We start from the raw sequence: 23,559 nt of genomic DNA, 5'->3' as shown, positions 1-23,559 counted from the left end.
CTCGGCCTCAGCGGGCGGCGGTCGCGACCAGCGCGTGCGCCTCGGCCTCAGCCGTCAGCGCCGGCCGGATGGAAGGCGACGGTGTCGCCCGCCACCAGAGGTAGCGCCTCGTCGGGGGTGACCCGGTGCCCGTTGAGCGCGACCACCACGTGCCGGTCCAGGAGCAGCCCGGCCGCCCTCGCCGCCGCCCCGAGCGTGGCGGCGGGCACGGTGTGCGTGCCGTCTCCGCCGTGCTCGGCTCGCATGGCGAGCGGCCCGTCCCCATCGTTCTCCGCGCGAGCGGCGCGCGTCCCCTCTCCGCTGTTCCCGGCGAGGGCGCCGAAGACCTCCACGACGACCCGCGGCGGGCGGCGGGCCCTGGCGGTCGCGTAGTCGTCCGGGGAGTTGACGTTCAGGACGGACTCCAGCGCCGGGTCGTGCCGGGCGAGCTCGGCATCGGCCAGCAGCTCCTCCTCGCCGAGCCGGCTCACCTCACAGTGCTGGAACAGCATGCCCGGCCGCAGGTCCCCCGCGTCCAGCAGGTCCTTGATCAGCCCCGCCAGCGAGGTCCGGTACGCGGCGGCGAGCGGCTGCCGGAAACCCCCGGCGACCGGCAGCGCGACGTCCACCCCGGGGGTCAGGCCGCGCAGGACCCGCCGGACGAAGGCCGGGTGCAGGAACGGCAGGTCCGTCGAGCACACGAACGCCGCCTCAGCCCTGCCTGCGACCGCCGCCAGCCCCACGGCCAGCCCCTGCATGGGGCCCAGCCCCTCCACCGGGTCCGCGGCCACCGAGACCCCCGGGGGCAGCGGCGGCAGCTCCTGCCCGGGTGCGGCGACGACGACCACCGGCCCGCCGACCGTCCTGGCGAGGATGGCGGCGGCCCGGTACAGCAACGTCGAGCCGTGCCACTCCAGCCACGCCTTCGGCCGCCCCATCCGCGTGGAGCGCCCACCCGCGAGCACCACGCCCGCCGCAGTCCGCATGCCCGCATGCTAGGCCACGCCGCCGCCGGCCGACGGTTGGGGCCATCGCCGACCAGCGGCAAATCGCATGATCGTCTTGCAGAAAAGCTGATATTTCGGTTATAACTTTTCTCGACTCAGACAGGGAGAGTTGGTCGAACTGATGGACGTCCGGCGCTCTCGACCCGTCGGGCGCGGGCGGAGGGCCGGGCGTTCTCTCATGGGGGGAGACATGTCCTTGCTCGATCTCCTCGGCCGTGACATGGCTGTCGACCTGGGCACGGCCAACACGCTCGTGTACGTCCGCAACCGCGGCATCGTCCTGGACGAGCCGTCGGTGGTGGCGGTGAACACCAGGACGGAGAAGATCGTCGCCGTCGGCCACGAGGCCAAGCAGATGATCGGCCGCACCCCGGGCCACATCGTGGCGATCCGGCCCCTGGCCGACGGCGTCATCACCGACCTCGAAGTGGCCGAGCAGATGTTGCGTTACTTCATCCAGAAGGTGCACCGCCGCCGCCACTTCACGCAGCCGCGCCTGGTCGTGGCCATCCCGAGCGGCTGCACGGGGGTCGAGCAGCGCGCCGTGAAGGAGGCCGGCTACCAGGCGGGGGCGCGCAAGGTCTACATCATCGAGGAGCCGATGGCCGCCGCGATCGGTGCCGGGCTGCCGGTGCACGAGGCGGTCGGCAACATGGTCGTCGACATCGGCGGCGGCACCACGGAGGTCGCGGTGATCTCCCTCGGCGGCATCGTGACCGCCCGCTCGCTGCGGGTCGGGGGTGACGAGCTCGACGAGGCGATCATCCAGTACGTGAAGAAGGAGCACGCGCTGCTCCTCGGCGAGCGCACCGCCGAGGAGGTGAAGATGGCGCTCGGCTTCGCCTGGCCGCAGCGGGACGAGCCGAAGGCCGACATCCGGGGCCGCGACCTGGTCAGCGGCCTGCCGCGGACCGTCACCATCTCGGCGGGCGAGGTGCGCGAAGCGATCGAGGAGCCGGTGCACGCCATCATCGACGCCGTGCAGACGGCGCTCGACCAGTGCCCGCCCGAGCTGGCCGGCGACCTGGTCAAGAGCGGCATCACGCTGACCGGCGGCGGCGCCCTGCTGCGCGGGCTGGACCGGCGGCTGGGCGACGCGACCGGCATGCCCATCAGGACGGTGGAGAACCCCCTGCACTCGGTGGTGCTCGGCTCGGGGCGCTGCGTCGAGGAGTTCGACCGGCTGCAGGGCGTGCTCATGCCGGAGCCCCGCAGATGAACGCATCGACGAACGCGGCGACGGACGCCGCGACGGACGCCGCGACGGACGCCGCGATGGACACCGGGATGAACGCGGTGATGTAGAGGAGATGACGACGAGATGACCGTGCGGACTCTGCGCGATCTCCCCCGCGTGGAGCGGACCCTGCGTGCTCTCCCCCGCGTGGAGCGGCGGCCCCGCCTGCGCCCGTTCGGCGGCTCCGGCCGGGTGCGCGGGGTGTCCGGCTCCGGGCGGGTGGCGGGCAGGAGCGCCGCCGGGCGGCGTGGCCGTGTGGTGGTCGTGCTGTCGCTGAGCGCCGTCGTGCTGGCCACCGCCGACCTGCGCGGGCACGCCTCCGTGCTGCGCACCGCCGGCGCCGCTGTGGCGGGGCCCGCCGAGCAGGTGCTCGCGGCGGTCACCGCGCCCGCGCGGGCCCTGTCCGGTGACGATCAGGTACGCGTCCAGGAGCTGGAACGGCACAACGCCCGCCTGGCCGCCGAGCTGTGGGCCGAACGCGCGGCCCGTGCCCGCGAGGCCGGCCGCGACCGGCTCCAGGCCGCCCATCCGCGCATGACGCTGGTGCCCGCCGACGTCGTCGCGGTGCGCGGGGACGTGGTGACGATCAGTGCGGGCACCCGGGACGGCGTGCGGCCCGACCTCGCCGTGGTCACCGCCGACGGCCTGGTGGGCCGGGTGGTCGAGGCGGGCCCGGACGTCGCCACCGTCCTGCTGCTCACCGCCCCCCACGCCTCCGTCGGCGTCCGCACGGCCGGCCCGAACGAGATCGGCACGGTCACCGGTCGTCGGGGTGACGGGCTGCTCTCGTTGCGGCTGCTCGACGCCGACGCGCCGCTGCGTCCCGGGCAGCAGGTGGTGACGCTCGGGTCGAGCGGCGGCTCTCCCTACCCGCCCGGCATCCCCGTGGGGACCGTCGAACGCGTCGATCCCGTCCGCGACCAGCTCACCCGCACCGCTCTGGTACGCCCCGCCGTCACCTTCAGCACCCTCGACGTGCTGGGCGTGATCACTGATGCGGATTAGGGTCGCGGCGGCGGTCGTGCTGGCCCCGCTGCTCCAGGTGGCCATTCTGGAGCGGCTGCCGGTCCGGCCCGATCTGGTCATGCTGGTGGCCGTGACGGCGGGCCTGGCGTGGGGGCCGAACGCCGGGGCGGTGACCGGGTTCGCCGTGGGTCTCCTGGCGGACCTGGTCCCGCCCGCGCCCCCGCCGGTCGGCCGCACGGCCCTGCTGCTGTGCCTGCTCGGCTACGGCATGGGCCTGCTGGGCGCTCGCCTGCGCGACGGGGGCACCGGCCCGCGCGATGCCGGCACCGGCCTGCGCGGCGTCGGCACCGGCCTGGGCGGGCGTGGCACGCGTTTCCCGGGCCGTCCGCGCGACCGCCGCCTGACCCCCGGATGGGCCACCGCCCTCGTCGGGGGCGCGGTCGGCAGCCTGGCCGCCACCGCGTACGCCCTGCTGCTCGACGGCCTGCCCGAGCACCCCGGCCTCCTCCTGGACGGCTGGCCGGGCCGGGCCCCGCTGGCCGCTCTGCCGTTCAACCTGCTCGCCGGCCCCCTGGTGTGGCTGCTGATCGCCGGGCGTGGCCGGGCACCGTTCAGAAGGCACTCCGATGCGACGTTCTCAACCCTTCCGGCTGCTGCTGACCCACGTGCTGGTGGCAGCGCTGTTCCTCGTCCTGCTCGGCCGGCTCTGGCAGGTGCAGATCCTGGACGGCGAGCGGTACACGGCCGCGGCGGTCGCCGACCACGTACGCCACGTCGTCGTCCCGGCGGTTCGCGGGCGCATCCTCGATGACCGGGGCCGCCCGCTGGCCCGGAACAGGGCGGCGATGACGGTGTTCGCGGACCGGGTGGCGCTGACCCGGCAGCCCGATCGGGGCCGGGCGACGCTGCGCAAGCTGGCGAAGGCGCTCGGCCGCCCGTACAAGGACCTTCAAGACCGGATGCGGCTGTGCGGGCCGCGGACGCGTCAGCCGTGCTGGGCGGGCTCGCCGTACGAGCCGATCCCGGTGGCCGAGGGCGTCGGCGAGCGGGAGGCGATGCAGATCGCCGAGCGGCCGGAGGACTTTCCCGGCATCACGGCCGAGCCGCGGCCGGTGCGCGACCATCCGCGTGGCGCGCTGGCCGCGCACGTCCTCGGCTACCTCGCCCCCGGCGACTCGAACGACCTGGTGGGCAAGGACGGGCTGGAGGCGACGTACGAGAGCGACCTGCGCGGGAGACCGGGCAGCAGGAAGGTGGTCGTGGACAGCGCGGGGCAGGTGCTGCGCACGCTCGGCGAGCAGCCGGCGACGCCCGGCGCGACCGTGGTGACCAGCATCGACGCCGACGTGCAGGCGGTCGTGGAGCGGGCGCTGGAACGGGCGGTGCGCAAGGCGGGCAAGGCCGACTCGGGGGCGGCGGTGGTGCTGGACGTGCGGACCGGCCGCGTGGTGGCCCTGGCCGCCGCCCCCTCCTACGATCCGGAGATCTGGACGGGCGGCATCGGCGAGGCCGACTACCGGCGGCTGACGTCGGGTGCAGGGAGCCCGCTGGTGTCGAGGGCGGTGCAGGGGCTGTGGCCGCCGGCCTCCACGTGGAAGGTGGTCTCCACGGCCGCCGCCGCGAAGGCGGGCTACGACCTGCGGGGCCGTTACGACTGCCCGGGCTCGTACCGGATCGGTGACCGGTCCTTCCGCAACTACGGCGGCGCCGATCTGGGTGTCATGGACCTGCGCCGGGCCCTGGTCGTCTCGTGCGACACGATCTTCTACCGGTTCGCCGAGCGGCTGCAGGGCGGCACCGCGATGCAGGACATGGCGAGGGGCTTCGGGTTCGGCGTGGCGACGGGGGTGGACCTGCCGGGCGAGGCCGCCGGGCGGGTGCCCGACCCGGCGTGGAAGAAGGCGTACTGGAAGCAGACCAAGGACGCGTCGTGCAGGGCGGCGCGGACCGGATACCCGCAGGAGAAGGACGCCGCCAGGGCGGCCTACCTGAAGGCGGTCGCGGCGGAGAACTGCGCGCACGGCTACGTGTGGACCGCCGGCGACGCCGCGAACTTCTCCATCGGGCAGGGCGACGTGCTGGTCACGCCGCTGCAGCTGGCGCGCGCGTACGCGGCGCTGGCCAACGGCGGGACGCTGTTCAGCCCGCGGGTCGCCAAGGAGGTGCGCGGCCCGGACGGCACGCTGCTGCGCGAGGTGACGCCGCCGGTCGCCGGGCGCCTGCCGGTCCCGGCCGCGACGCTGGAGTTCATGCGCCGCGCCCTGGCCGAGGTGCCGAGGTCGGGCACGGCCGCCGGCGCCTTCGACGGGTTCCCGCTCGGCAAGCTGCCGGTGGCGGGCAAGACGGGCACCGCCGAGGCGTACGGGGCGGAGGACACCTCCTGGTTCGCCTCGTTCGCGCCCGCCGGCAAGCCCCGGTACGCGGTGGTCGTCGTGGTCTCGCGCGGCGGCGGCGGTGGCGAGGCCGCCGCGCCCGCCGTGCGGGAGATCTGGTCCGGCATGTACGGCCTGGAGGGCCGCAAGCCCGCCCTGCCCCGGGACAAGCGATGGTGAGCGTGCTGCGCCGGCTGGACTGGCGCGTCCTCGTGCCCGTGACCGCGCTCGGCGTGCTGGGCGTCCTGCTGGTCTGGTCGGCGACCAGACCCCGCATGCAGGTGGCGGGCCAGGACCCGCAGACGTACCTGAAGAGCCAGGTCGTGCACGTGCTCGTCGGCCTGGCCGTGATGATCACGCTGGCGCTGGCCGGGCCCGCCGCGTTGCGGGCCTGGACGCTGCCCGCGTACGCCGTCTCCCTGCTCGGCCTGGCGGCGGTGCTGACGCCGCTGGGCCGCACGGCCAACGGCGCGCAGTCGTGGCTGTCGCTGGGCGGGCTGGACCTGCAGCCGTCGGAGCCGGCCAAGGTCGCGCTGGTGCTCATGCTGGCCGTGCTGCTCGGCGACCGCGCCGACGGCCGGCGCGGGCCTCGCGTGCTGCCGGCCCTGGTCGTCGCCGCGCTGCCGCTGGGCCTGATCATGGCGCAGCCGGACCTCGGCACCGCGATGATCATGGTGGTGACGGCCGGCGGCATGCTGGTCGTGGCCGGGGTGCGGCGCCGGGTGCTGCTCCTGCTGGCGGGCGCGGGCGTGGCCGCCGCGGCGGCGGCCTGGTTCCTCGGGCTGCTGCGGCCGCACCAGGTGCAGCGGCTGCTGACGTTCGCCGACCCGATGGCCGACCCGCAGGGCGCCGGCTACAACGCGGCCCAGGCGCTGGTGACGGTCGGCTCCGGCGGGCTGTTCGGCCGGGGGCTGTTCCAGGGCGAGCAGACCGGCGGGCGGTTCGTGCCGGAGCAGCACACCGACTTCGTCTTCACCATCGCCGGCGAGGAGCTGGGCTTCGCCGGCGCGGCGCTGATCCTGGTCCTGCTGTGGGCGGTGCTGCGGCGCGCGCTGCGCATCGCGGGCGAGAGCCTGACGCCGTTCGGGACGCTGGCGGCGGCGGGGATCGCCTGCTGGCTGGGGGCGCAGACGTTCATCAACGTCGGCATGGTGCTGGGGCTGGCGCCGATCGTGGGGGTGCCGCTGCCGTTCGTGTCGTACGGCGGCTCGTCCATCGTGTCCTGCATGGCGGCGGCCGGGGTGCTGATCGCGGTGCACCGGCGGCGCCCGCGGGCCGACGCGCTGGCCGGCTCCGCGCTGCGGGCCGCTCACCGGGCCTGGCCGGCCCGGTGAGCGGTCCGCGGGGTTCTCAGTTCAGTTGCCGGACGGCCAGGCCGTGGTCGCCTCCGGCGGCGATGAACGTCAAGCCGGTGTCCCACACGACGGGGAACACCGGCATCGGCACGGGCACGCCGGTCCCGGTCTGGCCGGAGGTGTACTGGCCCCAGCCGTACCCCTTGCCGGACGAGGTGAGCGCCAGCCCGAAGGCGCAGCCCGCCGCCACGTCCCTGGCGTCGGACAGGCCAGGGATGGGCTGCGGTTGCTTGACGACCGTGCCGGTGTGCGCCACCTGGGCGTGGGTGTTGTCGCCCCAGCCCCACACCTGGCCGGAGCCGTCCACCAGGTAGCTCTGCTGGCATCCGGCCGCCAGCGCCCGCACCTGGCCGTACCGGCCGATGACGGGCACCGGGCTGTACGACGCGGTGACGGAGGTGGTGCCGTTGCCGAGCTGGCCGGAGTTGTTGGCCCCCCAGGAGAGCAGGGTGCCGTCGCCGCGCACGGCCAGCGAGTGGTAGAAGCCGGCGGCGATGTCGAAGACCGGCCCGCTCTCGCCCCCGAGGCCGGTCAGCTCGATCGGGGCGGCCTTGGCCACGCCGGTGCCGTCGCCGAGCTGGCCGCGCGCGTTGTCCCCCCAGACGAGCACGGTGAAGTGGTTGCGCAGGGCCATGCTGTGGAACCAGCCGGCCTCGATGTGGGTGATGTTCCGCAGCTCGGGGAGGGGTTGCGGGGTGGCGTACGAGCCGCCGAACGTGCCCAGCCCGAGCTGCCCGGCGTAGTTCGTCCCCCACGCCCACACGTGACCGTCGGCGCTCCTGGCCAGGCTGAAGCCCCAGCCGGCCGCGACTTCGGCGATGCCGGACAGGCCCGGCACCTTGACCGGCACGTTGCTGTCGGTGTGGGTGCCGTCGCCGAGCTGGCCGTTGTTGTTCTGGCCCCAGGCCCACACCGTGCCGTCGGCGGCGATGGCCAGCGAGTGGGTGAGGCTGCCCGCGACCTCGGTGAAGCCCGCCTCCTCGCCGCGGACCTTGACGGGGAGGTGCTGGTCAGCGTAGCCGCCGTCGCCGAGCTGGCCGAAGCCGCCCTTGCCCCAGGCGATGGCATGGGTGGCCGGCGCGGCGGCGTGCGCGGCCGGGGCGGCGGCCGTCAGGCCCGCCACGACGGCGACGGCGGCCAGTGCCGCTCGTAATCGCCGGGCGAGTCCGTGGGATGGTGGCATGAGTGTCCCTTTCGTGAACGAGCGCCGTCCTCGGACGACGGCGCCTCGGACCAAGGGGCGTTCCATCCCGTTCCATGCGTTCCGGCCTGCCCCGGCGGCCTAGGCGGGCCAGCCGCCCTCGGCCGCGGTGGCCTTGGCGAACGCGGCGAACGTCCTCGCGGGGCGGCCGAGCGCGCGCGGCACCCCGTCGGAGACGTAGGCGTCCGTGCCGTTCCTGAGCGGCTCGATGACGTCCGCGAACGCCGCCGCGTCCGCGGCCGGCCAGCCCTGCTGGACGAGCTCCGCGACGTACTCCCGGGGGGAGATCGGCACGTACCGGAGCTTTCGGCCGGTGGCCTCGGAGATGGTGGCGGCCGCCTCGGTCAGGGTCACCGCCTCGGGGCCGGACAGCTCGTAGACCTGGCCCGCGTGCCCGTCCCCGGTCAGCGCGGCGGCGACGACGGCGGCGATGTCCTCGGCGTCGACGAAGCTGGCGGCCCCGTCGCCGGCCGGGAGCCGCAGCTCGCCGGCGCGGACGGCGTCGGCGAAGAAGCCCTCGCTGAAGTTCTGCGCGAACCAGCCCGGCCTGGTGATCGTCCACTCCAGGCCGCTCTCCCGCACGGCGGCCTCGCTGTCGAGCAGGCCCTCCAGGACGCCGTCGCGGTCGTTGGCGTAGCCGGGCAGGTCGATGCCGCGTCCCGAGGCCAGGACGACGCGCCGCACCCCGTGCCGGGCGGCCCGCTCGACGAACGGGCGCACCAGCTTCGTGCCGTCCACCTGCACGATGTAGGCGGCCCGCACGCCGCGCAGGGCGGCGTCCCAGGTGCCGGGGTCGGCCCAGTCGAAGGCGTGCTCGCCGCCGCGGGCGGCCGCCCGGACCGGCAGTCCTTGGGCGCGCAGGCGGCGTACGACGCGGCGGCCGGTCTTGCCGGTCGCTCCGGTGACGAGAATCGGTTGCTCAGACATGGCGCCCAGTCAACCGGCCGGGGCTGAGACGTTCCATGGCTGGAAGCCTCATGTCGATGTCTCAGCGTCTAGGCTGGCGGTCGTGGATGCCGTGTCGGAGCTGCTGGCGGAGGTGCGGGCGCGCGGCGCCGTCTTCCGGCGGGCGGTCATCCGCCCGCCGTGGGCGCTGCGGATGGCGAGCGGCGCCCCGCTGACGCTGGCCACGATGCTGCGCGGCCACGCGTGGGTGGTCGCCGACGGCCACGAGCCGGTACGCCTCGCGGCCGGTGACATCGCGGTCGTCCGGGGCGACGCGCCCTACACGGTGGCCGACGACCCGGCGACCGCGCCCGCCCTGGAGGTGACCGCCGCCGACTACTGCCCGGGCGCGGGAGGCGTCGAGCGCGCCGCCACCCTCACCTGCGACGCCCCGGGCGACGAGGGTGCCGTGCTGGTCAGCGGGACGTTCGAGCGCCGGGGCGAGCTCAGCGAGCGGCTGCTGCGCGCCCTTCCGCCGGTGCTGGTGGTGCCGGCCGAGGCGGGCCCGTTCCCCTCGGCGGGGGTCGTCGCGGAGGAGATCGCCCGCGACCGGCCGGGGCAGCAGCTCGTGCTGGACCGCCTGCTGGACCTGATGCTGGTCTCCGCGCTGCGTGCCTGGTTCGCCAGCCGGGACGCGAGCGTCCCCGGCTGGTGCCGGGCGCTGGACGACCCGGTCGCGGGCGCCGCGCTGCGGCTGCTGCACGACGCGCCCGCCCATCCGTGGACGGTGGCGGAGCTGGCGGCCAAGGCCGGGGTGTCGCGGGCGGCGCTGGCCCGGCGGTTCACCGCGCTCGTCGGCGAGCCGCCCATGGCGTACCTGGCGGGCTGGCGCGTCGCCCTGGCCGCGGACCTGCTGCGGGAGACCGACCTCACGGTGGCCGCGATCGCGCGCAGGGTCGGGTACGCGAACGCGTTCGCGCTGAGCGTGGCGTTCAAGCGGCTGCGCGGCGTCCGCCCCACTGATCACCGCCGCGCCGTTTAGATCCGCTTGCGTATCTTATTTCGGTGATCTACGGTGTCCTCCGTTAGATACGCGAACGTACCCTATTGAGAACGGGACGCCGATGACCGACGACAGCCTGACCGAGCAGCCCGCGGGCGTGAGCACCGCCACGATGCGGCGGATCCTGCCGGCGGACCTGGTGGAGCGCGGGCGCGACCCGTTCTCCCCGCCGCCCGGCCTGCGGGGCACGGCCCGGTCCGGGAGGTGGAGCTGCTGAACGGCGCGCGGGCCTGGCTGGTGACGGGGTTCGATGAGGCCCGTACGGTGCTGGCCGATCCCCGGTTCAGCGCCGACAAGCTGCGGCACCGGGACGCCACCTCGCTCCGGCCGCCGCAGGCCCCGCCCGAGGGGGAGCGCACCGACGGGGCCTTCGTCTTCATGGACCCGCCCGAGCACACCCGGCTGCGGCGGGTGCTGACGGGGCAGTTCACGGTGCGGCGGATGCGGGAGCTGGAGACGCGGGTCAGGCAGATCGCGGTCGAGCACGTCGAGGCGATGCAGGCGGCCGGCACCCGGACGGCCGACCTGGTGCCGGCGTTCGCGCTGCCGCTGCCGTCGCTGGTCATCTGCGAGCTGCTGGGCGTCCCCTACGCCGACCGCGCGGAGTTCCAGGAGCGGACGGCGGTCGGGCTGAGCGCGAGCGCGACCATGCGGGAGCAGGCGGCGGCCCGCGCCGGGCTGCACGCGTTCATGGCGCGGCTCGTGGCGGCCAAGCGCGCGAACCCGGCCGGCGACCTGTTGTCCGGGCTCGTCCACGACGCCGACCCGCCGCTGACGGACGCGCAGCTCGTGGACGTCGCCCTGCTCCTGCTCACCGCCGGCCACGAGACCACGGCGAACATGCTGGGCCTCGGGACGTTCGCGCTGCTGGAGCACCCCGACCAGCTCGCGGCCCTGCGCGCGGAGCCGGAGCTGATCGGCGACGCGGTGGAAGAGCTGCTGCGGTTCCTGTCGATCATCCAGCTCGGGGTCAGCCGGGTCGCCAAGGAGCCGGTGACGCTGGGCGGCGTGGACCTGCCGGCCGGCGCGACCGTGGTGATCGCCACGCCCGAGGTCAACAGGGACCCGCGCCACTGGCCCGACCCCGACATGCTCGACCTGCGCCGCCCGCGCACGCCGCACCTGGCCTTCGGGCACGGCGTGCACCAGTGCCTCGGGCAGCAGCTCGCCCGGATCGAGCTGCGCATCGGGCTGGGCGAGCTGATCACCCGCCTGCCGGGCCTGCGCCTGGCGGTGCCGGCCGCGCAGGTGCCGGTGCGCGACGAGATGCTGATCTTCGGGGTGCACTCGCTGCCGGTCACCTGGGCGTGAGCCCCGCCGTTCAGGCCGTCAGGTAGCGGGTGAACATCGCGACGAGCTCGTCCTCCAGGCGTTGCAGGTCGATGGGCTCGTGCTCGGCCACGACCTGGTGGACGACCAGCTCGATCGTGGCGTTGATGATCCGGGCGGCCGTCTCGAGGTCCGACACCCGCACCTCCCGGTAGCGGCGCAGCAGGTCGCGGGTGTGGGCGTTGCGCTCGTTCTTGAACTGGTAGACGCGCTGCAGCAGCTCCGGGGAGCGCGGCGCCTGCTCGACCATGACGCGCAGCAGCCGCGGGTCCTCCAGGTGGTTGGCGATGGCGGCCTGCACGAACAGGCGCATGAGGCCCTCGGCCGTGCCCGGCAGCTCCCCCGTCTGGCGGCGGGTGGCCTCTTCCTCGCCGCTGTCGAGGTGGGCGAGCATCAGCTCCAGCAGGATCGCGTCCTTGTTCGGGTAGTACTGGTACAGCGATCCGATCGACACGCCCGCGTACTCGGCGATGCGGTTGGTGGTGCCGGCGGCGTAGCCGTACTCGGTGAAAACCTGAGCAGCCGCCTCCAGGATGCGCCGGCGCGTGAGCTCGGCGCGGACCTGGCGCGGCTGTTTGCGCGGGTGAAGCCGTGGGTCCCTCGACACCGCTGACCTCCTGCGGAAGAGCGCCGAAAGCGAGTAGCGCAAGAACTGAATGATTGCTCATAATGGTGCCATGACCAGGCAAAATGCGCCACTCATCGAGCGGCGGCCGCGCCGGGTGTCCATCGAACAGGTCCGCGACCGGCTCGGCGAGCCCGACGCGATGATCAAGAGCAAGATCCAGGACCACATCGACGAGCACTCCCGCCGCTTCATCGCCCACTCACCCTTCCTGACGATGGCGACCGCCGACGCGTCCGGCCGGGCCGACTGCTCGCCCCGCGGCGACTACCCCGGCTTCGTGAAGGTTCTCGGAGAGCACCTGCTCGCCATCCCCGACCGGCCCGGCAACCGGATCGCCGACTCCTTCCGCAACCTCGCCGAGAACGACGGGATCGGGCTGCTGTTCTTCGTCCCCGGCTCGCGGGAGACCCTGCGCGTCAACGGCCGCGCGTACGCCACCGACGAGCCCGACGTGCTCGTTCGCATGCAGACCGAGGCGCGGGAGCCGGAGCTGGCCATCGCCGTGGAGGTCGAGGAGGTCTACTTCCACTGCGGCCGGGCGCTCATCCGCTCCCGCCTGTGGGACCCGGCCAGCCAGGCGCTCGCCGACGAGCTGCCGTCGCTCGGCGAGGTGGCGGCCGCGCAGTTCGGGATGGACATCGATCCGCGGCTCCTCGAGGCACGCCTCGAAGAGGGCTACCGGCAGCTGTACTGACAGGGACGGACGACCATGCAGCTCACCATCCTCGACCGCATCGACCGTCCCGCCGAGGACGTCGTCGCCCTCACCCTGCGCGGCGCGCACGGCCCGCTGGCCCCCTGGGAGCCGGGCGCGCACGTCGACCTCGCCCTGCCCAACTGGCTGACCAGGCAGTACTCCCTGTGCGGCGATCCGCGCGACCGCGAGCGCTACCGGATCGCGGTGCGCCACGAACGGCTCAGCCGGGGCGGCTCCGACTACATCCACCGCTACCTGCGGCCGGGCCGCACGCTGGAGGTGTCGCTGCCGCGCAACACCTTCCCGCTCGTCCCCGCCCCCTCCTACCTCTTCCTCGCGGGCGGGATCGGCATCACCGCCATCCTGCCGATGCTGCGGGCCGCCGCCGACGCGGGCGCGTCCTGCTCGCTGGTGTACGCGGGGCACACGTACGCGTCCATGCCGTTCGCCGGCGAGCTGCGCGCCGCCTACGGCGACCGGGTGACGGTCGTGGCCACCGGGCACGACGGCCGCCCCGACCTCGCCGCGCTCGCCGCCGGGCTGGCGCCGGAGACCGTCGTGTACTGCTGCGGCCCCACTTCCCTGCTGGACGCCTGCGAGGCGGTCTTCCCCGCCGAACGGCTGCACGTCGAGCGGTTCCGCCCGCGGCCCAGGACGTTCGCCCCGGACACCGCGTTCGACGTCGTGTGCGCCCGGTCGGGACGGACCGTGCCGGTGCCCGCCGGCGAGTCGCTGCTGAACGCCCTGACCCACGCCGGCCTGCCCGTGCCCGCCGGGTGCCGGGAGGGGGTCTGCGGCAGTTGCGAGGTGACCGTCCTGGAGGGCGAACCCGAGCACCGCGACGACGTGGGCGCCGCGCCGGGCCGCATGTACGCGTGCGTGTCCCGCTCGCGCTCGGCCCGCCTCGTCCTCGACCTCTAAGGAGCGTTTTCCGGTGCTGCCGAAGGTACGCATGCCCGAATCCCGGCACATGATCACTTTGGAGGTCGTCAGGAACACCCGACTGAGCCCCCACTTCACCACCGTCACCCTCGGCGGCCCCCAGCTGGAGCGGCTGCGCCCGACGGGCTTCGACCAGACCGTACGGCTGTTCTTCCCCCGCGACGGGCAACCGGGGCTCACGATGCCGACCCTGTCGAACGAGGCGTGGATGGCGCAGGTGCTCCTGCAGCCGAAGTCGCGCCGCCCGTGGGTGCGCAACTACACGATCCGGCGGGCCCGGCCGGAGGCGAACGAGGTGGACATCGAGTTCGCCCTGCACGGCGACGAGAGCCCGGCCTCGGCGTGGGCGCAGCGGGCCCGTCCCGGCGACCCGGCGGGCATCTTCGACATGGGCATCTCCTACCTGCCGCCGGCCGGCGCCGCCTGGCACCTGCTCGCCGGGGACGAGAGCGCGCTGCCCGCCATCCTGGCGATCCTCGACAGCGCGCCGGCCTCGCTCGTCGCCGAGGTCTTCCTGGAGGTGCCGTCGAGCGCGGACATCCGCACGGACGTGACCGCGCCGGAGGGGGTGCGGATCCACTGGTTGGCCCGGGACGGCTCCGGCGCCACCCCGGGCGCGCTGGCCCTGGAGACCGTCAAGCGGGCCTCTCTGCCCGAGGGGCGGTTCTACACGTGGGTCGCCGGTGAGTCCCGCCTGGCGACCGGGCTGCGCCGGCATCTGGTGACCGAGCGGGGCGCGGCCAAGGGGGACGTCGCGTTCTTCGGCTACTGGCGGCACGGCAGGGCGATATCAATGTAACTCTCTTGCTGTTTCCATTGATATTTCCAGTGATACTCTTGGTGCGTTTCCAACGCATGGGAGTACGTACATGATCATCGTGACCGGCGCCACCGGACAGCTCGGGCGCCAGATCGTCGAGCGGCTGCTCACCCGCGTTCCCGCTGACCGGATCGGCGTCAGCGTGCGCGACCCCGGCAAGGCGCGGGCGTTCGCCGACCAGGGCGTGCGCGTGCGGCGCGGCGACTTCGCCGACCCCGCCACGCTCGCCCACGCCTTCGAGGGCGCCACCCAGGTGCTGGTCGTCTCGATCGACCGGTTCGGCGCCGACGCCGTGGGGCAGCACCGCGCCGCGATCGACGCGGCCGTGGCGGCGGGCGCCCGCCGCGTCCTCTACACCAGCCACATGGGCGCGAGCGCCTCCTCGCACTTCCAGGCGTGCCGGGACCACGCCGCCACCGAGGAGGCGCTGCGCGGGTGCGGCGTGCCGTACACCGCGCTGCGCAACGGGTTCTACGCGGCCAGCGCGCTGCGGTTCTTCGACCAGGGCAGGCACGGCGACCAGCTCGCGCTGCCCGCCGACGGGCCGGTGAGCTGGACCTTCCACGAGGACCTCGCCGAGGCGGCCGCCGCCGTCCTGGCCGACGAGGGGCGCTTCGACGGGCCCACTCCCCCGCTCACGGCGGGGCGGGCGTTCACCTTCGACGACCTCGCCCGGGTCGCCGGCGAGGTGACCGGGCGGGCCGTCACCCGGGTCGCCGTACCCGACGACCGGTTCCAGGAGCAGCTGACGGAGCACGGGGTGCCCGCCGAGTACGCGCGGCACCTGATCGACATCTTCCTGGCCGCACGCGCCGGGGAGTTCGCCGCCGTCGATCCGGCGCTGGGCACGTTGCTCGGCCGCGAGCCCATCTCCCTGGAGAGCGCCCTGCGCAAGCACCTGACGTGACGACGGGTGCTTTGCGGGGGCTTATGCGGACGTGCGCGAGACCGCCGGCCCGGCGGCAGCGGCCTGCGCGAGCATCCGGCCTCAGGGGGCGGCGGGCCCGGCCGTCAGCCGGCGGCCAGGCGGTCGAGCCATTCGCCGAGGAGCCGCTGCTCGGCCTCGCTGAGCACGGTCTGCTGGGGCAGCGCCGCCCGCAGGGCCCGGGCGGCACCCGCCGGGCCCGGCTCCCGGACGGCGGGGCGTTCGGTCGTGACGGCGGTGACCATGGACTCGCGCATGGTGCTCAGCAGGGCCGGGTCGCGGCGGTCCGCGGGCAGCGACAGCCAAGTGAGCACCGCGCCGCGGGCCGTGGCGTGGATCAGGGCGGCGGCCAGCTGCTCGTCCACGCGCAGCCGGCCGGCGGCGGCCAGGCGGCGGATCCGCCCGTGGAGGATCTCCATGCCGGTCCTGAACGCGGCCGAGCTCGTGCCGCGCCGGGGCTCGCCGTACATCATCGCGTAGAGCGCCGGGTTGGCCAGCCCGAACTCGACCGCGAGGTCCCACCCCGCCCGCAGGTCCTCCACCGGGTCTTCGGGGGTGGGGAAGGCGCGCTTGGCCTCCAGGAACCTGGCGTAGCCGTGCTCGGCCACGGCGTCGAGCAGCCCGTCCATGTCGTCGAAGTGGCGGTAGATCGCGGGGGGCTGCACCCCGGCCGCCGCCGCGACCGCGCGGGTGGTGACCGCCTCGCGCCCCTCGCGCGCCAGGAGGTCGGCCGCGGCCTCGATCACCCGCTGACGGGTCAGCTCCCGCCCGCCGGCGGGCCCCTCCGGGGCGGGGGTGCCCGCCTTCGTTCTCCTGGCCATGAGGGCGATGATACCGGCCTGGTCGTATCGATGTGAGTATCACCGATCCTTCGCGGAGCGGCCGGCGCGTTCCTCCAGCCGTGCGCCGCCCGTGAGGGTGATCGTCATGATCGTGCTGGGGATGTCGAGCTGGATCCGGCGCCACCGGCCGCGCGGGACGATCGCGGCGGTGCCGGCCGTCAGCCTGATCTCCTCCTCCTGGCCTCCCGGACGTTCGGGGCACAGGTAGAGGCGGATCTTGCCGATGATGCAGGAGACGACCTCCTCGGCCTCGGTGTTCACCTGCCAGTGGTCGGCGTGCACGTCGGCACCGGTCTTGGCGTGGAACGCCGTCAGCTGCCAGCCGTCACGGCCCGGATCCATGGGGGCCTTGCCGGCGTGGATGCGGCCGCCTTGGCGCAGGTGGATGCCGGCGTCGAACAGCTCGATCGGGGTGACCGTCATGAGGCTCCAGCGGTGGCGGTCGCGGCTTCTGCGGGGGCGGTCTCCGCGGGGGCGGTTTCCGCGGTGGCCGTCAGGACCGCTCGGGCCAGGACGTGGCCGGAGATGGTGAAGCCGAGATAGGCGGGGGTGGCGTCGGCCGGGACGCCGATGTGCTCGACGTCGAGGGCGTGCACCACGACGAAGTAGCGGTGCGGGCCGTGCCCGGCCGGCGGGGCGGCGCCGATGTAGCGGGGCAGGCGGGCGTCGTTCGGCAGTTGGTAGGCGCCGGCGGGGAGGCCGGACCCCGTGTCGTCGCCGGCGCCCTCGGGCAGCTCGGTGACGCCGGCCGGGATGTCGGCCACGGCCCAGTGCCAGAACCCGGAGCCCGTCGGCGCGTCCGGGTCGTACACCGTCACGGCGTAGCTCTTCGTGCCCTCGGGCGCGCCGCTCCAGGACAGGTGCGGGGAGACGTCCCCGCCGCCCGGGAGAGCGGCGGACAGCTGCGCGGCGGGCCAGGGCTCGCCGTCGGCCAGCGTGGCGCTGGTGACGGTGAAGGAGGGCACCTCGGGGAGGCGGGCGAAGGGGTTGTTCAAGCTCATCGTGTCGTTCCTCTACGGAAGTGGGGATGCCGCCTCGATCGCGGCACGATCGACGATAACACAAATAATCGATTATTTGGCAAATCGTCTATGATGGTGGCATGACGCAGATGCTCTCCGAGCGTGTCCACGCCCGCCTCCAAGAGGCGATCATGAGAGGCGAGTACGCCCCCGGCGCCGCGCTCAAGCCCCAGGAGCTGGCCCAGCAGCACCAGGTCAGCCTCGCCGTCGTACGCGAAGCCCTGGTGCGGCTGGTCGGCGAGGGCATCGCGGTCCGGCTGCCGAACCGCGGCTTCGCCGTCCCCCACTTCTCCGACCGGCGCTGGCAGGAGATCGCCGAGGCCCGCCGCACGATCGAGCCCGCCATGCTGCGCCTGGCCATTGAGCGTGGCGACCTCGACTGGGAGGCCCGCGTCCGCGCCACCCACCACCGCCTCGCCCGCACCCCCGCGTACGTGCCGGAGGAAGGCGAGTACTACAGCAGCGCCTGGTCGGAGGCACACCGCGTCTTCCACCGCACCCTGCTGGACGGATGCGGCAACCCCGTCCTGCTGGACACGTTCGACCGCTTGTGGACGGCCAGCGAGCTCGCCCGCCGCTGGTCGGCCCAGCGCACGCCGGAGCGGGACGGGCTGGCGGAGCACCGCCGCCTGGAGGAGGTGGCCCTGGCCCGCGACGCCGACACCGCCGCCGAGGTCCTGGCCCGGCACCTGACCCTCACCGCCGCCGGCCTGATCGCCTGCCCCTGACCACCGACCCCCGACCCCCGACCACCCACCCCTGACGACCCGCCCCTGACACTGCCCGCCGTCGGCATGACCGTCTGCCCTGAGACGCCCGGCGGCGCGGCTCATGCCCTCGCGGGGATCACGTCACGGGCTGGGTGCCCCCATCGGCCGTCGCTCCGGCCCCGGCCGAGGCGAAGCGGCGCAGCGAGTCCAGCCCCGACAGGCCGTAGACCTCCTCCACCGCGTCCGCCAGCAGGTGGCACGTCCTGAACCGGTCGAGCGGGGTCAGCCCGAGCCGCGTCAGATGCAGATACGTGTAGTTGAGCAGCACCCGGTACCGCCGGAAGGCCGGGCTGCTGAAGATCGCCTCGTGGTAGGCGGGGTTGTCGAAGACGAGGCGTTGCAACTCGCTCGGCTCACGCTGCGGCGCGCGCGGCTCCCCGGGCCGGGCCGCGAACGCCTCACCCGGCTCGATCGTCGGCTGGACCAGCCGCCCGTCCTCCATCATCGCCGCGATCTCCGGCCGGTACCGCTCCAGCAGCGCCGCCCACTCCCGTACGAACGGCACAGGCGGGGCACCGGCGTCGTCGAGGCAGGCGACGACGTCCCGGACCCGCCGCGTCAGCGCCGCGCGCCGCTCGCGGAACGTGCGCTCGAAGGACGCCCGGGCGGCGCCCGGGTCGGCCGCCCACGTGAGGTACCCCTCCGCGTGCATCCGGAACGACAGGTAGCTGCGGTCGATGCGCTGCGAGGTGTGCGCGATGGTCAGCATGAGACTCAGCGCCAGCCCGGTCTTGCCGTCGCGCCCCGCCCGCACGTGCTCCAGCATGTCGAACAGCAGCGGATTGGCGTCCACGTAGAACGCGGCCAGCAGGTCCGCCTCCTCGTCGGTGCCGAGGACGTGCCGGCGGGAGTCGTACGGCGCGTCGCGGATGGAGTTGTCCGGCGGCCACGGCGTGAGCGGCCCGCGCTCCTGCTCCCGCATGGCGAGCAGGCGATGCCGGGGCAGGCTCTCGTCCGGGTCGAGCGCGGCCCTCGAGGGATGCTCACGCAGGTACCCGCCGACGACCTCGTCCACCCGCGGGCGCACCACCCGCTCCCACACGGCCGGCGCCGCCTTGACGTTGATCCGCAGGTGCGGGCCCTGCCTCCAGTGCCGCAGCACGTACGCCGCCGCGACCTCGCCCCGCAGACCGTCGAGCAGCGGCCGCACGGCGTCCAGCAGCAGGGCGTCCTTGTCGGGCGCGTGGTAGTAGACGTGCACGCAGTGCCAGGCAGGGGTGTCGGGCGCGGGCGAGCACGCCGGGGCCTCGGACGCGGGCGAGCGGGTCAGGGGGACCACCTCCTGGGGTCGGCGAGGCCGGCGACGGCGCGGCCCGCCAGGAACGTCGTGTGCTGCTCGGCTCCGGCACGCAGCCCCAGCCGGTTGTGGAACAGGTGGACGCACCGCATCAGGATCAGCGACACGGTGCGCCGCTCGGGCGGCGCGGCCAGCGCGAGCAGCGCGTGCGGCGAGCCCGAGTCGCGAGGAGCACAGCGGCCCTCGGCGTGCAGGGCGTCGAGGTCGTCGCGCAGGGCACGGAGCGACGACGCCCACGCGGCCAGCAACCCGCCGGCGGACTCCGGCGCGTCCCACAGCCTTCTGGTCTGCGCGAGCAACGCCTTCTCACGCCGCCGCCAGTCCTCCTCCATGGCAGCGGTCACCCCGGAAAACGCCGCCTCAGCCAGGGTGCGGGGGCCGGTGCCGGAAGACACCACTTCCGAACGGATGCCGGGCATCGGCCCGGGAGGCGCCGCCTCAGCCGGGGTCCCGAAAGGCACTGCCCCGATCGGCGGTGTGACGGGGGCACGAGCATCCGTGGCCGGAGGGTGGGTGGTGGGAGGGGGTCGAAGGCGCGGGTGGCGGTGGCGAGGCGGTGGGCGGCGGAGGGGAGGTCGGGCTCGCAGGCGGCGATCGCCATGGTGAGCGCGGCCAGCCCGATCGCCGTGCGGCGGCCCATGTCCGTGCCGGCGCCCAGCACGTCGAGGGCGAGGCGGCTCGACACGGCGAAGTGGCGTTCGGCGGCGGCCACGCAGGCGGCGTCGCCGTACGCCTCGTACTCGGGCCGGTAGCCGATGAACGCCACCGTGCCGGGCGGGTGCAGCCGCTCGTCGTAGTCGGCGCGGCGCTCGCCCCGGGCCATGGCGGCGGCGAAGGCCCGGTAGGCCGCCGGGTCCACCTCCGGGGACGGGTGGCCGGCGAAGTGGGCCGCCGCCCGCTCGCGTACCAGGTCGCGGACGCACTGCTGCCGTGCGGGGTCGGGCACTTCCAGGCGCAGGCGTACGTGCTGGCCGCCCTCCCAGTAGCGCAGGAAGAAGGCGCGGCGGATCGTGCCGTCGGCCACCAGCTCCCGCGTCACCGGGTCCACCACGCCGGTGATCAGCGGGTCGAGGTCGCCGAAGTGGAACAGGTGCGCGCTGACCCACCGGTTCTCAGCGTCCAGCCGGGCAACGTCAGGAGCGCCACCCGACCGGAGAGGCGGGACGGCGCCGGGCGCGCCGTCCGGCCGGTGGGGCCGGGCACCGTCAGATGCGGCATCCGGCCGGCGAGGCCGGGCGTCGGGCTTGGCGGCGGCTGCGTCGGGGCGGTGGTGCTCGGCGTCGCTCGGGTGCGTGGGGGTCGCCGTCATGATGTCGGCCTGGTGGAGAGCTGGATGACGTACTCGGTGACGCGGGCGTCGGTGCCGTACAGGGGGGCCTGGGAGGGGTCGGGCAGGGCCTCCTCGAGGACCAGCAGGGCGGCCGGGTCGCGGAGCGTGCGTACGAAGCCGGTCAGCAGCAGGGGGTCGGTGACGTCCACGTACATGGGCTTGCGGTCCTTGCTCAGCAGGCCCGCCAGCAGGCCCTGTCCCAGGTCCACGACCCGGGCGAAGAAGCGGCGCGGCATCCCGTGCCGGGACAGCCATTCGGCCAGCCGGGGCAGGTAGGCGGCCTCGCTCTCCCCCTTGGCCGGCACCGGGAACGCCCCGGCCCGCAGCCGCCAGGCCGCCCGTGCGACCGTCACCCGTCCGATGTCCATGCGGGGCCAGCGCTCCACCGCGCCCTCGGCGGGCGGCTCGCCGCGGGTGCGGAACACCCAGCCGGGCACCATCGCCGTGGACGGCTCCCCGAACACCCGCACCAGGAACTGCAGCCACGGCGGCAACCAGTACTGGGCGGTCATGCCCAGGTGCACGGGCCGTACCGGGCGGCCCGCGCGGTCGAGCAGGGTCAGGCGGTCGTGTTCCCGGTCGTAGGCGACGGTGAGCTCCGCCGGGGTGACCGGTGGGAGGTGCGAGTCGGGGGCGGTGAAGGGGTGGTCGAGGGCGACGTCGGCCGTGGCGGGCCGGACGTTGAGCCCGCCGCCGACGAGACCCCGGCACTCGGCCACCATGACCTCGCCCTGCGCCGCCCGCAGGTCCGCGACGGGCGGCGCCTCGCCGCCGGCCAGCGTGACCAGCCGGTGCAGCCGCGACAGGCCGCGACCGTACCCGGCGGAGACGGAGTTGACGACGGCGCGCACGCCGCTGGGGTCCGGCACGGCCTGGACGTAGCAGCAGATGGAGCCGGGCGGACGGACGAAGCTCGGCCAGCCCTCCGCCAGGTCGGCCAGCCGGGCGGCCGTGAGATCCACCACGGCCACGCGGCTGGCTGTGCCGGGCATCGGGTCGCTCGTGCTCACGTCGCTCGGGATGGGGCCTGCGCCGAGGCGTTCCCAGAAGCCGCGCCGCAGCTCGGTGAGGCGTCTCAGGCCGGGGGGCGGGTCGGTGTCCGGAAGGGCGCGGGTGCCCGCGACCGGGTCGCGCAGCATGGCGCGCAGCAGCGCGCTGCCCGCGCCCGGTGTGCCGCTGTGGATGTCGCGGTACAGGGCCATGGCGTGGAGGCGGCTGGTGGGGCCGAACCGGTCCAGGAAGTACGCGGCGGCGGCGATCTTGACGGGCAGGTCGGGGTCGAACAGGCCGAGCAGCCCGCGCAACGCGTCGAGGTCGTCGCAGACGCCGCGCCAGGCGGTGGCGTTCAGCCGTCCGGCGACGCCGGGGATGACGGCGCTGTGCCAGAGCAGGTTCTTGTCGGGCAGGGACGGCCCAGGCGGCAGCACCTCCCGCAGCGCCGCCCGGACGATCTCGGCGGTCTCCGGGTCGCCGCCCGACGTCCCAGCGATCCCGCAGGGTTCCGCGGCAATGCCGCCAGGTGCCGCAGCCATGCCGTCGGGCGCCGCCTCGGTCGTCTTCCCGCCGTCGCCAGGCTCCATCTGCAGGAGTTCGAGCACATTCGCGCCGTTCGGGCTGGGCTGGGGTTCGGGCGCGTTCGCCCCGTCCGGGCCGCACATGGCTTCGGACGCGTCCGCGCCGTTCGAGGCGTGCAGGGCTGCGGACGCGTCCGCGCCGTTCGAGGCGTGCAGGGCTGCGGCGGCGCGGGTCACGGCCAGCGTGTACGGGGCCGGGCCGTCGGCCGCCAGCCACGACGCCAGCTCCCCCAAGGGATCGGGCCCTTGCTCGTCGTACGGCGGCACGTATTCCAGGAGCCCCGCCTCGGCCAGGGGTTCGATGCCGGGGGCGGCGGCGAGGGTGGCGTCGGGGTGCCGGCGTACCCAGTGGAGGGCCTGCCGGACCTGCGGGGTAGCGGGAACCGAGGAAAGGGGCTCGCCAGGCCCGGGGCTGAGGAACCAGATGCGGTCGCCGTCGTCGGCGGCGGACGGGTTGACCCGGAGCCGGGCCCGCTCCCGTACCCGCCGGTGCCGGGTCAGCACGGCCCACAGCGGGCGCAGGACCGCCCGGTCGAGCTCGGCCATGAGCTGCCAGGACGGCTCGCCGCCCGTGCGCACGGCCGGCCCGTCCGTGTCCCACCGGCCGAGCCCGCTGAGGGTGAACGTGGCGTACGGGCTGGTCTTGACGCTGGCCCTGGCCAGGTAGCGGGCCAGCCGCAGCAGCTCCTGACGGTCGGGCGGCCGGTCGGCGGGCCCGGCGAGCCAGGCTTCGAGGCGGCCGGCCAGCACGGCGCTGCCCTGGGCGAGCCCGTGCCGGAACCCGGCGTCGGACACCGCCGCGCGCAGCACCGCCGTCTTCTCGCGCGTCTCCTCCGCCAGTACGTCCGGGAGCGCCGCGCGCAGCTCGTCGGCGCGCCGCCTCAGGGTGGTCCACGCGCCGATCCTGGCGGCCAGGTCCGCGGGCAGGGCGGCCAGCACCTCGGCGGACGCGGCCCGCCCGCTGGGCCGCCGCCCCGCGAACACCGCGCGCCGCAGCGCCACCAGCCCGGCCCGCAGCGGTCCGGCCGCCACGCCGCCGATCACCTCGTGCAGCGGATCCGACAGCTCCGCGCCCTCCCGCCGCAGCCGGGACGTGACGTTCGTCAGCTCGTCCACGAGCCGCCACGTGCGGGTGCACCGCATCCGTTCGAGCCCGGCCACGGGCAGCCCCGCGACGCGAACGGCCAGGACGGGCGACAGTGCATAATCGGGATCAGCGAGCCTTACAGGGTCACCGTCCCCCGCGACGGGGACGACGTGCGCTACCTGGGTCAATGGAACGCGCTCCTCGGAAGGGTTCGTCAGGGGCCGAGGGCGC

General features: G+C 74.7%; 24 protein-coding genes. 13 read left to right on the top strand and 11 right to left on the bottom strand.

What is annotated here, in order from left to right; translation table 11 throughout:
- Window positions 1-47: 47 nt before the first annotated feature.
- Window positions 48-965, bottom strand: a complete 918-nt coding sequence (gene mobA, locus KIS93_RS53400; protein ID WP_080037597.1) for a molybdenum cofactor guanylyltransferase — start codon at window positions 963-965, stop codon at window positions 48-50.
- Window positions 966-1,176: 211 nt separating this feature from the next.
- Here mobA and KIS93_RS53395 point away from each other — a divergent pair, with 211 nt between their 5' ends.
- The 5 genes from KIS93_RS53395 (at window position 1,177) to rodA (ending at window position 6,895) form a co-directional block, all read left to right on the top strand.
- Window positions 1,177-2,205 carry a rod shape-determining protein gene (locus KIS93_RS53395; protein WP_155126734.1) on the top strand — a complete coding sequence of 343 codons (1,029 nt, stop codon included), beginning with the start codon at window positions 1,177-1,179 and terminating at the stop codon, window positions 2,203-2,205.
- Window positions 2,206-2,307: 102 nt separating this feature from the next.
- The gene (gene mreC / locus KIS93_RS53390) at window positions 2,308-3,228 is read left to right on the top strand and encodes a rod shape-determining protein MreC (protein ID WP_155126730.1); all 921 of its coding nucleotides are present in this window, start codon (window positions 2,308-2,310) and stop codon (window positions 3,226-3,228) included.
- Window positions 3,218-4,000 carry a rod shape-determining protein MreD gene (gene mreD, locus KIS93_RS66660; RefSeq protein ID WP_155126727.1) on the top strand — a complete coding sequence of 261 codons (783 nt, stop codon included), beginning with the start codon at window positions 3,218-3,220 and terminating at the stop codon, window positions 3,998-4,000. The genes mreC and mreD overlap by 11 nt, the downstream gene beginning before the upstream one ends.
- The gene (gene mrdA / locus KIS93_RS53385) at window positions 3,882-5,741 is read left to right on the top strand and encodes a penicillin-binding protein 2 (protein ID WP_230466462.1); all 1,860 of its coding nucleotides are present in this window, start codon (window positions 3,882-3,884) and stop codon (window positions 5,739-5,741) included. The genes mreD and mrdA overlap by 119 nt, the downstream gene beginning before the upstream one ends.
- On the top strand, window positions 5,735-6,895 hold the full coding sequence (gene rodA, locus KIS93_RS53380) for a rod shape-determining protein RodA (protein ID WP_080037592.1): 1,161 nt from the start codon (window positions 5,735-5,737) through the stop codon (window positions 6,893-6,895). Before mrdA ends, rodA begins: the two co-directional genes overlap by 7 nt.
- A 16-nt stretch (window positions 6,896-6,911) precedes the next feature.
- On the opposite strand, the gene KIS93_RS53375 is transcribed toward rodA, so the two are convergent.
- Both KIS93_RS53375 and KIS93_RS53370 read right to left on the bottom strand, forming a co-directional pair.
- Window positions 6,912-8,099: an RCC1 domain-containing protein gene (locus KIS93_RS53375; RefSeq protein ID WP_186404974.1), complete on the bottom strand. Its 1,188-nt coding sequence runs from the start codon at window positions 8,097-8,099 to the stop codon at window positions 6,912-6,914.
- Between the two features lie 99 nt (window positions 8,100-8,198).
- Complete coding sequence (locus KIS93_RS53370) at window positions 8,199-9,044, bottom strand: NAD(P)H-binding protein (protein WP_080037590.1); 846 nt, start codon at window positions 9,042-9,044, stop codon at window positions 8,199-8,201.
- 82 nt (window positions 9,045-9,126) lie between these two features.
- Here KIS93_RS53370 and KIS93_RS53365 point away from each other — a divergent pair, with 82 nt between their 5' ends.
- The 3 genes from KIS93_RS53365 (at window position 9,127) to KIS93_RS53360 (ending at window position 11,376) form a co-directional block, all read left to right on the top strand.
- Complete coding sequence (locus tag KIS93_RS53365; RefSeq protein ID WP_080037589.1) at window positions 9,127-10,044, top strand: AraC family transcriptional regulator; 918 nt, start codon at window positions 9,127-9,129, stop codon at window positions 10,042-10,044.
- An 82-nt stretch (window positions 10,045-10,126) separates the two neighbouring features.
- Window positions 10,127-10,282 carry a hypothetical protein gene (locus KIS93_RS63980; RefSeq protein ID WP_222107986.1) on the top strand — a complete coding sequence of 52 codons (156 nt, stop codon included), beginning with the start codon at window positions 10,127-10,129 and terminating at the stop codon, window positions 10,280-10,282.
- The gene (locus KIS93_RS53360; protein ID WP_246005501.1) at window positions 10,270-11,376 is read left to right on the top strand and encodes a cytochrome P450; all 1,107 of its coding nucleotides are present in this window, start codon (window positions 10,270-10,272) and stop codon (window positions 11,374-11,376) included. Before KIS93_RS63980 ends, KIS93_RS53360 begins: the two co-directional genes overlap by 13 nt.
- Before the next feature lie 10 nt (window positions 11,377-11,386).
- Here KIS93_RS53360 and KIS93_RS53355 read toward each other — a convergent pair whose 3' ends face one another.
- Complete coding sequence (locus KIS93_RS53355; protein ID WP_080037588.1) at window positions 11,387-12,001, bottom strand: TetR/AcrR family transcriptional regulator; 615 nt, start codon at window positions 11,999-12,001, stop codon at window positions 11,387-11,389.
- A gap of 70 nt (window positions 12,002-12,071) precedes the next feature.
- On the opposite strand from KIS93_RS53355, the gene KIS93_RS53350 reads away from it, so the two are divergent.
- The 4 genes from KIS93_RS53350 to KIS93_RS53335 all read left to right on the top strand — a co-directional run bounded on the left by KIS93_RS53350 (window position 12,072) and on the right by KIS93_RS53335 (window position 15,388).
- Complete coding sequence (locus KIS93_RS53350; RefSeq protein WP_080037587.1) at window positions 12,072-12,716, top strand: MSMEG_1061 family FMN-dependent PPOX-type flavoprotein; 645 nt, start codon at window positions 12,072-12,074, stop codon at window positions 12,714-12,716.
- A 15-nt stretch (window positions 12,717-12,731) separates the two neighbouring features.
- On the top strand, window positions 12,732-13,640 hold the full coding sequence (locus KIS93_RS53345) for a PDR/VanB family oxidoreductase (protein WP_080037586.1): 909 nt from the start codon (window positions 12,732-12,734) through the stop codon (window positions 13,638-13,640).
- Between the two features lie 13 nt (window positions 13,641-13,653).
- Window positions 13,654-14,460, top strand: coding sequence for a siderophore-interacting protein (locus KIS93_RS53340; protein ID WP_080037585.1), 807 nt, complete (start codon window positions 13,654-13,656; stop codon window positions 14,458-14,460).
- A 70-nt stretch (window positions 14,461-14,530) separates the two neighbouring features.
- The gene (locus KIS93_RS53335; protein ID WP_080037584.1) at window positions 14,531-15,388 is read left to right on the top strand and encodes an NmrA family NAD(P)-binding protein; all 858 of its coding nucleotides are present in this window, start codon (window positions 14,531-14,533) and stop codon (window positions 15,386-15,388) included.
- A gap of 104 nt (window positions 15,389-15,492) precedes the next feature.
- Here KIS93_RS53335 and KIS93_RS53330 read toward each other — a convergent pair whose 3' ends face one another.
- Genes KIS93_RS53330 through KIS93_RS53320 form a run of 3 tightly spaced genes read right to left on the bottom strand, consistent with a single transcriptional unit; the run spans window position 15,493 to window position 17,249 of the window.
- A complete protein-coding gene (locus KIS93_RS53330) occupies window positions 15,493-16,227 on the bottom strand; it encodes a TetR/AcrR family transcriptional regulator (protein WP_080037583.1) in 735 nt (244 codons plus the stop codon).
- Between the two features lie 39 nt (window positions 16,228-16,266).
- On the bottom strand, window positions 16,267-16,671 hold the full coding sequence (locus tag KIS93_RS53325) for a cupin (RefSeq protein ID WP_080037582.1): 405 nt from the start codon (window positions 16,669-16,671) through the stop codon (window positions 16,267-16,269).
- Window positions 16,668-17,249 (bottom strand): YbhB/YbcL family Raf kinase inhibitor-like protein, encoded by a 582-nt coding sequence (locus KIS93_RS53320; RefSeq protein ID WP_080037581.1) that lies wholly within the window; start codon window positions 17,247-17,249, stop codon window positions 16,668-16,670. The genes KIS93_RS53325 and KIS93_RS53320 overlap by 4 nt, the downstream gene beginning before the upstream one ends.
- 101 nt (window positions 17,250-17,350) lie before the next feature.
- Here KIS93_RS53320 and KIS93_RS53315 point away from each other — a divergent pair, with 101 nt between their 5' ends.
- On the top strand, window positions 17,351-17,998 hold the full coding sequence (locus KIS93_RS53315) for a GntR family transcriptional regulator (protein WP_155126724.1): 648 nt from the start codon (window positions 17,351-17,353) through the stop codon (window positions 17,996-17,998).
- A gap of 118 nt (window positions 17,999-18,116) precedes the next feature.
- On the opposite strand, the gene KIS93_RS53310 is transcribed toward KIS93_RS53315, so the two are convergent.
- The 4 genes from KIS93_RS53310 to KIS93_RS53295 are packed head-to-tail and all read right to left on the bottom strand — an operon-like array spanning window position 18,117 to window position 23,516.
- Window positions 18,117-19,319, bottom strand: coding sequence for a thiopeptide maturation pyridine synthase (locus tag KIS93_RS53310; RefSeq protein WP_186404973.1), 1,203 nt, complete (start codon window positions 19,317-19,319; stop codon window positions 18,117-18,119).
- Window positions 19,307-19,669: a lantibiotic dehydratase C-terminal domain-containing protein gene (locus tag KIS93_RS53305; RefSeq protein WP_222107985.1), complete on the bottom strand. Its 363-nt coding sequence runs from the start codon at window positions 19,667-19,669 to the stop codon at window positions 19,307-19,309. The genes KIS93_RS53310 and KIS93_RS53305 overlap by 13 nt, the downstream gene beginning before the upstream one ends.
- An 8-nt stretch (window positions 19,670-19,677) precedes the next feature.
- On the bottom strand, window positions 19,678-20,646 hold the full coding sequence (locus KIS93_RS53300; protein ID WP_186404971.1) for a lantibiotic dehydratase C-terminal domain-containing protein: 969 nt from the start codon (window positions 20,644-20,646) through the stop codon (window positions 19,678-19,680).
- Window positions 20,643-23,516, bottom strand: coding sequence for a lantibiotic dehydratase (locus tag KIS93_RS53295; RefSeq protein WP_155126721.1), 2,874 nt, complete (start codon window positions 23,514-23,516; stop codon window positions 20,643-20,645). The genes KIS93_RS53300 and KIS93_RS53295 overlap by 4 nt, the downstream gene beginning before the upstream one ends.
- Between the last annotated feature and the right edge of the window lie 43 nt (window positions 23,517-23,559).

The sequence above is a fragment of the [Actinomadura] parvosata subsp. kistnae genome, assembly GCF_900323885.1.
Taxonomy (GTDB): Bacteria; Actinomycetota; Actinomycetes; order Streptosporangiales; family Streptosporangiaceae; genus Nonomuraea; species Nonomuraea composti.
This window is presented reverse-complemented; position numbering and strand designations above follow the sequence as displayed.